The sequence below is a fragment of the Moorena sp. SIO3I6 genome (assembly GCF_010672095.1).
Window position 1 is genome coordinate 1 of sequence record NZ_JAAHHU010000586.1, and the last position, 2,738, is coordinate 2,738.

General features: G+C 41.6%; 3 protein-coding genes. 1 reads left to right on the plus strand and 2 read right to left on the minus strand.

Annotation, left to right across the window (positions count from 1 at the left end; all coding sequences use genetic code 11):
- Positions 1-665 precede the first annotated feature (665 nt).
- Complete coding sequence (locus F6K49_RS39955) at positions 666-1,238, minus strand: hypothetical protein (protein ID WP_366514292.1); 573 nt, start codon at positions 1,236-1,238, stop codon at positions 666-668.
- 203 nt (positions 1,239-1,441) lie between these two features.
- On the opposite strand from F6K49_RS39955, the gene F6K49_RS39960 reads away from it, so the two are divergent.
- Entirely contained in the window at positions 1,442-1,579 is a 138-nt protein-coding gene (locus F6K49_RS39960) for a hypothetical protein (RefSeq protein WP_293044850.1), read from the plus strand.
- Here the strand turns inward: F6K49_RS39960 and F6K49_RS39965 are convergent.
- The coding region (locus F6K49_RS39965) for a WD40 repeat domain-containing protein (protein WP_293106269.1) at positions 1,557-2,738 on the minus strand (1,182 nt) is incomplete at its 5' end. The two genes, F6K49_RS39960 and F6K49_RS39965, sit on opposite strands and share 23 nt — an antisense overlap.

The following is a 2,738-nucleotide window of genomic DNA, read 5'->3' on the forward strand; positions in this document are numbered from 1 at the left end:
TAGGAATATGGAGTAACCTGACATCTAGGTTGTAGGATTTGAACCTACATGTAACACACAGTTAAATAGCTATTGCTATTCGAGCTATCCCCCCACTGGCGTGGGTTTCAGCTCAACGAGTCGCACTTCCACCTGCCCATTTTAGCACAGGAGATGCTAATTTTATTTCTTTTTTTATTGGGTTCTGTATTAGGGTAAATGGTTCCGATTCTGTTAAAATAGCCACGTTTATAAAGTAAAATTCCATACCAGCAATATTGTATAGCATTTTTATTTGAGATGTAAACCTAGGATTAAGATAACAAGTAAACAGGGGACAGGGAACAGGGAACAGAAAACAGTAGTCAAAATATTCCATTTTTTTTTTAATGCTAAATAAGCATTGGTTTTTATAATATATTTATCAAGGCTATATATCCCTTGTATATTATTATTGTTGCACCATAACATATAAAATATCTATATAACTGTATAAAAAACAAAAAACTATTTAAAATAATTGATTATTGATAGTTAAAAATATCTTACTTTATATCAAATCCGGATAATTTTCTATACTTACAATATCCAGACAAAATCTTTCTCCCCCTACTCCCTACTCCCTACTCCCTACTCCCTACTCCCTACTCCCTACTCCCTACTCCCTACTCCCTACTCCCTATGCCCTATTCCCTGCCCGCATCTCTATCACCAAGAACAGCTACCAAAATTCGGAACAATTCTTCTAAATCAGCTGGAACACGGTAAAGATTCAGGTCTTGAGTAACTTGTTTATGCTCTCGGTGCAAAAGCCCAAATTGCCAGATATCCCCTGTAGAAACAGCACCCTGTAAAATCAATTGGTCACCGTCACTCCATAGATCGAGGGCAATTAATTCTACAGCAAGTTGGGTAAAGCCTCTTTGGAGATTAGCATTTTTGGCTTCTATGACCAGCAGTTTACTATCGGTATAAAGATAATAGTCTAGATAACCTTTTAAGTATTCTGTAACAGTGAGGGGATATTCGATTCTTAGCTGGGCTTGAGTATAGTGGATTAAATCAAGTAAAATAGGAGCGATTAGTAATTCCCGTCGAGCTGCTTCACTGGTTAAACTAACATAGGGTAAGCTTTCTTCAATTCTGGATTTGAGACTATAAAGTCGGTCTATTTTTGTCGTAGACTGTTCTAAATTCAAAGAGCTTCGTTTCAAAATATAGCCAAATTCAGCCAGAATGTCTTCTGGCTCAACCACCATTTCAAAATAACTTCTAAACGTATAAGATTTACCAGGTTGGAGGATGGGAATTTTGTTCATCATTAAAATAGGGAGTGGGGAGATGGGGAGATGGGGAGATGGGGAGATGGGGAGATGGGGAGATTTTTATTAAGGATAATTATCCTGAAATGATATAAGTTTAATTATTTAGATAAGTTATAATTATAGCGTTTATCATAGCTATGAGGTACACAATATTTTTCACCTCTTGCCTCTTGCCTCTTGCATGCATGCCTTTTGCCTCTTACCTGCTCCCTGCTCCCTGCTCCCGACTCCCGACTCCCTACTCCCTACTCCCTACTCCCTTTTCAATTCCTTAATCCGATCACAAAGAGTGCGATCGCTTTTTTCTAGCTCAGCATTTGTTATCAAATAATCCTGGACCCAATCACAACTATAGGTTAGGACTTGATCAAGATCCAGGACTTGATCCACATTCCACAAAATTATCTTACTATCAGCACTAGCAGAGGCTAGAATTTCCCCATCTTGGCTGAAGGCAATTCCCTCCACCTCATCTTGATGTGCTGTGAGGGTAGTCAGCAAGGTACCATCCCGCTGCCAAAGTTTCACCGTCTTCTCAGCACTGGCAGAAGCGATCATTGTGCCATCGGGGCTGAAGGTCACTCCCGTAATCCGGTCACTGTGTCCTGTCAGGGTATGTAGCAGTTTTGGTTTTGTCAGATACCAGTCTTCACTGTCTCCTTTCCAGACTTTCACTGTCTTATCCTCACTACCGGAAGCAATCCGCTTACCATCAGGGCTAATTGCCACTGTTTTCACCTCATCCTCATGACCTGTGAGAGTATACAGACTATCGCTCCAGCATTCCGGTAGTAAATTGCTGTTCTTACTCGGTTTTGCTTCCTCTGTACAGGTACTATCTATCTTCCACAGTTTAATGGTTTCATCTTCAGAGGCTGAAGCAATTATCTTACCATTGGGACTAAACGCTACTCCCTCCACCTCATTGGTATGACCTTTTAGGGTGCTTAGCAACGTACCATCCCGCTGCCAGAGTTTAATGGTTTTATCTTCAGAGGCTGAAGCAATTATCTGACCATCGGGACTGAACGCTACTCCCTCAACCCCAGCGGAATGGTTGTTCAAAGTACCTAGCAAGGTGCCATCTTGATCCGAGAGTTTCACTCTCTTGTCACTACTTGCGGAAGCAATAATGTCACCATCGGGACTAAATGCTACTCCCCTAACTATAGCGCTATTATTAATCAGAGTCGATTGCAAGGTGCCGTCTGGTTGCCAGAGTTTGACAGTGTTGTCGCTACTTGCGCAAGCAATCAGCTTACCATCGGGGCTGAATGCCACTGCCCTAACCCCACTGCAATGACCAGTAAGGGTTGTGTACAAGGTACTGTTCTGTTTCCAAAGCTTAATCGTACTGTCCTCACTAGCCGAAGCAATTATCTCACCATCAGGGCTGAATGCTACTCCCTGTACCTCATCCCGATGACCTTCTAA